This is a genomic window from Actinomadura formosensis NBRC 14204 (assembly GCF_001552155.1).
Lineage (GTDB): Bacteria > Actinomycetota > Actinomycetes > Streptosporangiales > Streptosporangiaceae > Spirillospora > Spirillospora formosensis.
Window position 1 is genome coordinate 1 of record NZ_BCQQ01000207.1, and the last position, 6,369, is coordinate 6,369.

Annotated in this window: 9 protein-coding genes; 7 read left to right on the top strand and 2 right to left on the bottom strand. The window is 70.9% G+C overall.

Features of this window, described 5'->3' with window-relative positions; genetic code table 11:
• Positions 1-500, top strand: a 500-nt coding sequence (locus AF1_RS31210; RefSeq protein ID WP_157419367.1) for an MMPL family transporter, incomplete at its 5' end; no start/stop codon positions are given.
• On the opposite strand, the gene ku is transcribed toward AF1_RS31210, so the two are convergent.
• The gene (ku, locus tag AF1_RS31215) at positions 501-1,367 is read right to left on the bottom strand and encodes a non-homologous end joining protein Ku (protein ID WP_067807612.1); all 867 of its coding nucleotides are present in this window, start codon (positions 1,365-1,367) and stop codon (positions 501-503) included.
• A gap of 111 nt (positions 1,368-1,478) precedes the next feature.
• Here ku and ligD (AF1_RS31220) point away from each other — a divergent pair, with 111 nt between their 5' ends.
• The 6 genes from ligD (AF1_RS31220) to AF1_RS31245 all read left to right on the top strand — a co-directional run bounded on the left by ligD (AF1_RS31220) (position 1,479) and on the right by AF1_RS31245 (position 5,401).
• Complete coding sequence (gene ligD / locus AF1_RS31220) at positions 1,479-2,453, top strand: non-homologous end-joining DNA ligase (protein WP_067807615.1); 975 nt, start codon at positions 1,479-1,481, stop codon at positions 2,451-2,453.
• Positions 2,443-3,351 carry a non-homologous end-joining DNA ligase gene (gene ligD / locus AF1_RS31225; RefSeq protein ID WP_067807618.1) on the top strand — a complete coding sequence of 303 codons (909 nt, stop codon included), beginning with the start codon at positions 2,443-2,445 and terminating at the stop codon, positions 3,349-3,351. Before ligD (AF1_RS31220) ends, ligD (AF1_RS31225) begins: the two co-directional genes overlap by 11 nt.
• A gap of 223 nt (positions 3,352-3,574) precedes the next feature.
• Positions 3,575-3,766, top strand: a complete 192-nt coding sequence (locus AF1_RS31230; protein WP_067807621.1) for a hypothetical protein — start codon at positions 3,575-3,577, stop codon at positions 3,764-3,766.
• Between the two features lie 232 nt (positions 3,767-3,998).
• Positions 3,999-4,628, top strand: coding sequence for a TetR/AcrR family transcriptional regulator (locus AF1_RS31235; RefSeq protein WP_067807624.1), 630 nt, complete (start codon positions 3,999-4,001; stop codon positions 4,626-4,628).
• A 132-nt stretch (positions 4,629-4,760) separates the two neighbouring features.
• A complete protein-coding gene (locus AF1_RS31240; RefSeq protein ID WP_067807626.1) occupies positions 4,761-4,988 on the top strand; it encodes a DUF3107 domain-containing protein in 228 nt (75 codons plus the stop codon).
• Positions 4,989-5,110: 122 nt separating this feature from the next.
• Positions 5,111-5,401: a GlsB/YeaQ/YmgE family stress response membrane protein gene (locus AF1_RS31245; protein ID WP_067807631.1), complete on the top strand. Its 291-nt coding sequence runs from the start codon at positions 5,111-5,113 to the stop codon at positions 5,399-5,401.
• 87 nt (positions 5,402-5,488) lie between these two features.
• Here the strand turns inward: AF1_RS31245 and AF1_RS35495 are convergent.
• A partial coding sequence (locus tag AF1_RS35495; protein WP_169804069.1) for a hypothetical protein occupies positions 5,489-6,369 on the bottom strand: 881 nt, incomplete at its 5' end.

Consider the following 6,369-nt stretch of genomic DNA (forward strand, 5'->3'; position numbering starts at 1 on the left):
CCATCGTCCTGATCTTCCAGGAGGGGCACCTGTCCGGCCTGCTCGGCTTCACCGCGCTCGGCGCCATCGCGCCCGCGATGCCGATCCTGATGCTGGTCCTGCTGTTCGGCATCTCGATGGACTACGAGGTGTTCCTGCTGTCACGCGTCCGCGAGGAGTACGACCTGACCGGCTCCAACGTCACGGCCGTGGCGGCGGGCGTCCAGCGCACCGGCTCGATCATCACCAGCGCCGCGCTGCTGTTCATCATCGTGATCGGCGCGTTCGCCACCTCCGGCATCACCTTCATCAAGATGGTCGGCGTCGGGATGGCCATCGCGATCCTGGTGGACGCGACGATCGTCCGGGCGCTGCTCGTGCCCGCCATGATGCGGCTGATGGGCCGGGTGAACTGGTGGGCGCCCGGTCCCCTCGCCCGCCTCTACGGCCGGTACGGCATCCGCGAGAGCGTCCCCGCCCCGCCGCCGGAGGAGCCGTCCAGGCCGGCGCCCGTGGGCTGATCAGGCCGACCTGCGGCCGCGGCTCCGCGCGGCCGCCTTCGGCTTGCGCGCCGCCGGCTCCCGGCCCTCGCCGGCCGCGCCCGCCCTCTCCCCGCGGCTCTTCTTGGCGGCCTCGACGCTCGCGCGCAGCGCGCTCAGCAGGTCGGCGGCCGGCTCCTCCGCACCCTCCTCGGACGGCCGCGTGACCTCCCTGCCCTCGATCTTGGCGTCGATGACCGCCTGCAACGCCTCCCGGTAGGCGTCCTTGTACTCCACCGGGTCGAACTCGCCCTCCATCGACTCGATCAGTGACGTCGCCATCGACAGTTCCTGCTTGCGGAGCTCGATGTCCTCGTCCAGGAACGGGAAGTCGGGGGTGCGGACCTCGTCCGGCCACAGCATCGTCTCCAGCACGAAGACGCCCTCGCGGACGCGCAGCGTGGCGAGCGACTCGCGCTGCCGCAGCGCGACCTTCACGATGGCGACCTGCCCAGAGTTCTCCAGCGCGTCGCGGAGCAGCACGTAAGGCTTGGCGCCCTGCCCGTCCGGCTCCAGGTAGTAGGACTTCGCGAAGTAGATCGGGTCGACCTCCTCCTGCTCCACGAACTGCAGGACCTCGATCCGGCGGCTGGACGACAGCGGCAGGTCGGTGAAGTCCTCGTCGGTGAGCACGACCATCTCGCCGGACGGCAGTTCGTAGCCCTTGGCGACGTCGGAGTACGGCACCTCCTCGCCGTCGAGCGTGCAGACCCGCCTGTACCTGATGCGCCCGCCGTCCTCCCGGTGCACCTGGTGGAAGGCGACGTCCCTCTGCTCGGTCGCCGAATAGAGCTTCACCGGGACCGTCACCAGCCCGAACGAGATCGCGCCCTTCCAGATACTCCGCATGGTCCGTCCTTACCCCGCACATTCTCGCTCTTAGCGTCACAGCCCCTGCGATTTGTGCCAGGACGAGCTCTTGATCCTTTTCTGCGGGGCGGGACCGGGTAAGACGGCGATATGACCATGCCGTGGCCCGTTGAGCCGATGATGGCCATCACCGGGGACCTCCCCTCCGACGGCGAGCACTGGGGACTGGAGCTGAAGTGGGACGGTGTCCGCGTGCTCGCGCACGTCTCCGCGGACGGCGTCCGGGCCGGCGGCCGGCGCGGCGGCGACGTGACGGGCCGCTACCCGGAACTGTCCGCGCTGGCCGATCTGCTGCCGGACCATGACGTCGTCCTGGACGGCGAGATCGTCGCCTTCGACGAGGGACGGCCGAGCTTCGGGCGCCTCCAGCGCCGGATGCACGTCCAGCACCCCGATTCCCGGCTGATCCGCCTCGTCCCCGTCCGGTACGTGGTCTTCGACGTCCTGTACCTGGACGGGCACGTCCTGTACGACATGCCGTACGCCGACCGCCGGTCGCTGCTGGCCGAGCTGGACCTGGCCGGCACCGGCCCCGTGGAGGTGCCCCCGTACCTGCACGGCGGCGACCGGTCACAGGTGGAGGAACTGCTCGCCTTCACCCGCGAGCAGCACCTTGAGGGCGTCCTCGCCAAGCGGCTCGACTCGCCCTACCGTCCCGGGCGCCGCGTCGACTTCTGGCGCAAGGTGAAGAACTTCCTGACACGCGAGGTCGTCATCTGCGGCTGGAAGCCCGGCCAGGGACGACGCGAGGGCGGGGTCGGGTCCCTCCTCCTCGGCGAGTACGACGTGAAGGGCCTGCTGGGATTCGTCGGCCATGTCGGGACGGGCTTCACCGACCGCGCCCTGGACAAGCTGTACGAGATGCTGTGGCCGCTGCGCCGTCCGACAAGCCCTTACGACGAGCCCGTCCCCCGCGAGTTCGCCAAGGACGCCCAATGGGTTGAGCCAAGGCTCGTCGGGGAGGTCGCCTACAGCTCCCGCACCGGGGACGGCCGTCTGCGTTTCCCGTCTTGGCGGGGGCTCCGTGACGACAAGGACCCCCTGGAGGTCACGAGTGAGCAGTAAGAGGACCACCGTCGAGGTGGACGGACGGCAGTTGTCGCTGTCCAACCTCGGCAAGAACCTCTATCCGGATTTCACCAAGGGCGAGGTCATCGACTACTACGCGCGCATAGCCCCGGTGATGCTGCCGCACCTGAAGGACCGTGCCGCCACCCGCGTCCGCTGGCCGGACGGCGTGGACGGCGACTGGTTCTTCGAGAAGAACGCCCCCTCCCACACGCCCGGCTGGGTCCGCACCGTGACCGTGCCGAGCCCCGGCAGCACACGCGGGCGCGAGACGCTCGACTACGTCGTCATCGACGACCTGCCCACGCTCGTGTGGTGTGTGAACCTCGCGGCGCTGGAGCTGCACGTCCCCCAGTGGAAGGTCGGGCCACGCGGCAAGGTGCACGCCCCCGACCTGATGGTCTTCGACCTGGACCCGGGTGCGCCCGCCACCATCGTGGAGGCGTGCAAGGTCGCGTGCTTGCTCCGCGGCCTGCTCGCGGAGGACGGCCTGGAGTCCTACGCCAAGACGAGCGGCAAGAAGGGCCTGCACCTGTACGTCCCCGTGAAAGAGCCCAAGGAGGCCGAGCGGACGTCGGAGTACGCCAAGGCCGCGGCGCAGCGTCTCGCCGAGGAGCATCCCCGGCTCATCGTCGCGAAGATGGAGAGGCGGCTGCGCAGGGGCAGGGTCCTCATCGACTGGAGCCAGAACGATCCCGCGAAGACGACCGTCGCCCCCTACTCACTGCGCGCGGCGGACCGCCCGTCCGTCTCGACACCCGTCACCTGGGACGAGCTGGAGTCCTGCAAGAGCGCGGGCGCCCTCATGTTCTCACCGGACGAGGTCCTCACTCGAGTGGACAAGCACGGCGACCTTCTCAAGCCGCTTCTGAAGGACCATCAGCCGCTGCCCTGACTTCCCCTGAACCAGTTGTCGCAGAGCCCCGCATAGACTTCCTCGCCGCCGGGTACGACCTCGCCGCGACAGCGCGGGCGGCGGTGGATGCCTGCGAGCGCGGCAGGATGGAACTGCACGCCGGCGTCGTCCCCGTGTTCCCGGCCCGTGGCGAGGCCGCCGAGACATCGCCGCGGAGCCCGGTGGAACGGCTGCGCGGCGGCACTGCTGAGGAGGATCCGAGATGAGCGAGACCGGCGACCTGGAACAGCCCGCCCCCGACGACGCCAATGAGGCCGACGCCGCCGAGCAGCGCGCCGCGCTCGACGAGACCGACGAAGGCACCGCCGGCGGCCCGCTGCCGGACGAGGTCAACGAGGCCGACGCCGCCGAGCAGTGGCGCGAGGTGCCGGTGGACGAGGACGACTACCGGTGACCAGGGCCGGTTCCGCCCGCAGGTGACGAGGCTTCCGGAAAGCTCGTGTGCGGGTGTCATCGGTCCCAGCGGGAATACTGTCACCGGTCCCAGCGGGAATACACTGACCCGCGCGAAGGAACAACGGCGGCCGTTGTGTGACCGGCGTGGTTACTCGCGCGTACGATGATGAAATTGTTCCCCCGCGGCGGACACTGTCCTCCGTCGCGACGATCGGTGATCGGAGAGTACGGTGACCGCGACCCCGGACGCCCGCCCCCGTGGCACGAGGCTGCCACGGCTGGCGCGCCGCAGGCAGTTGCTCGGCGCGGCCCAGGAGGTGTTCGTCGCGCAGGGGTACCACGCTGCGGCGATGGACGAGATCGCCGAACGCGCAGGCGTCAGCAAGCCCGTGCTCTACCAGCACTTCCCGGGAAAGCTGGAGCTGTACCTGGCGCTGCTGGACGAGCACGCCGAGGCCCTGGTGAAGATCGTCCGTGAGGCGCTGGAGTCCACCACGGACAACAAGCTGCGCGTTCAGGCGAGCATGCAGGCCTTCTACGACTTCGTGGCCGGCGACGGCGAGGCGTACCGGCTCGTCTTCGAGTCCGACCTGCGCAACGTGGCGCCCGTCCGGGCCCGCGTCGACCGCGCCAACCAGCAGTGCGCCGAGATGATCGCCCAGGTCATCGCCGAGGACACCAACGCCCCCGCCGAGGAGGCGCACCTGCTCGGCATGGGCCTGGTCGGCATGGCCGAGGTCAGCGCCCGGTTCTGGCTGTCCCAGCACCGCGCGATCCCCAAGGACACCGCCGAGAAGATCATCGCCCGGCTCGCCTGGCGCGGCATCTCCGGTTTCCCCCGCACGTCCGACCAAGGCTGACGCGGTACCCGCAGCGGCGGCGTTCACCCTCGGCACAACGGGGGGACGGCGGATCGGGTGATCTCCGTGCGACCATCGGAGGCGTGACCCGCCGGTGGTCGGCGGGACGTGACGGACGACGGGAGCAGCGCGTTGCAGGTTCACATCGGGGTGCAGAACGTTCCCAAGGAACTCGTGGTGGACACCGCGCAGTCGGCCGACGAGGTGCAGAACGCGCTGGCGGCCGCGCTCGCCGAGCCGAACGGGGTGCTGGTCCTCAAGGACCGGCGGTCCGGGCGGATCATGATCCCGGCCGGCCGCGTCGGTTACCTGGAGATCGCCGAGGACGAGCAGCGCAGCGTGGGCTTCGCCAGCCAGTAGGCGTGCCGGTCCGGTCCGGCTCGAACCGGCCTTGACCTGCGCTTTGTTTCAAACTGGTACGGGGGGCATACCGGTCACCGTTCACGGGCTCACCGGCCCACGGAAAGGAATGGTTGATCGACATGCTCACGACGATCCTCTGGTTCATCGTCGTCGGTGCCGTCATCGGGGCCCTCGCCCGGCTGCTCGTTCCGGGCCGCAACCCGATCGGCGTGCTGCTGACGATCCTCGTCGGGATCGCCGGCGCCGTCCTCGGCGGTGTCGTTGCCGACGCGCTGGGCGCGGGCTCCGTCATCGCCTTCGTGTTCGCGATCGTGATCGCCGCGCTCGGCGTGGCCGCGCTCACGGGGCTGAACACCCGCGGCCACGGCGGCCGCAAGAGCGGCTGGCGCACGCGGCGCGGCACGTTCTGACACCGCGCACCTCCACCCCCGATCCGAAGGCCCCCTCCTGCCAGGTGGGGGCCTTCCCCGTTCCCGGGAAGGCCCGTACCAGGCCCCTCAGGGCGACGGCACGGGCGCGCCGGCCGCGCGGAAGACCTCCGGCCGGACGAACCGTCCGAGCCGCCGGTAGGGGATGTGGAACGCCCGCCAGGCCCGGCCGCATGCCATCGAGTAGCCCATGCGGGACACCGGGGGATAGAAGTCGATCCCCGCGCGCGTCGGCAGCATGTAGAGGACGCCCTCGGCGACAAGCCCGGGCGTCAGGTCCGTCGCGCCCGGCGGGACGTTGGTGTAGCCGCGCCCCGAGGAGTCCCAGAACGGGCCCTCGCACAGCGCTCCGTGGCCCGGCCCGTACTCGGCCAGCAGCCGGGTGAGGGCGCTCATGCCCGGCCGTGTGAGCGCGTCCGCGCGGAGGAGGTCACGGCCCGCCAGTGCCCGGCCGGTGGTCAGGTCGACGGTGACCATCTGCACCGCGGGCGTGTTGCGCGTCATGACCGTCCCGCCGAACGTGTAGCGGACGGAGAAGAGCCTGGGTCCGCCGAGCCCCACGTCGTAGTCGACCTTGCCCGTGAAGGGGTTCGCCGGGTCGTCCCGTTGGCTGAAGGCGGACATGTCCGAACCGGCGGTCTCCGCCCAGCGTTCGGCGGGCGCCCGGACGAGCGCGTTGACCCTGCCCGCCAGCCCGCCGGAGAGTCCGGTCAACTGCGGCACCCGGGCCGTCACCCGGGTGGCGGGGCCGCTCGTCGTGCGGGTGAACGACACCGGCCGCACCCGCAGGACCGGGGGCGTGTTCGCACCCTCCGCACCGTCGCCGGAGTTCGCCGCGTACACCCCCGCGCCTCCGGCGGCGACCGCGGTGGCCGCGATCACCGCCGCCGCCGCCTTCGCCGCGACCGCCGTGGACAGCCCTCCCCCGGCCGCCACTCCCCCGGCCGCGG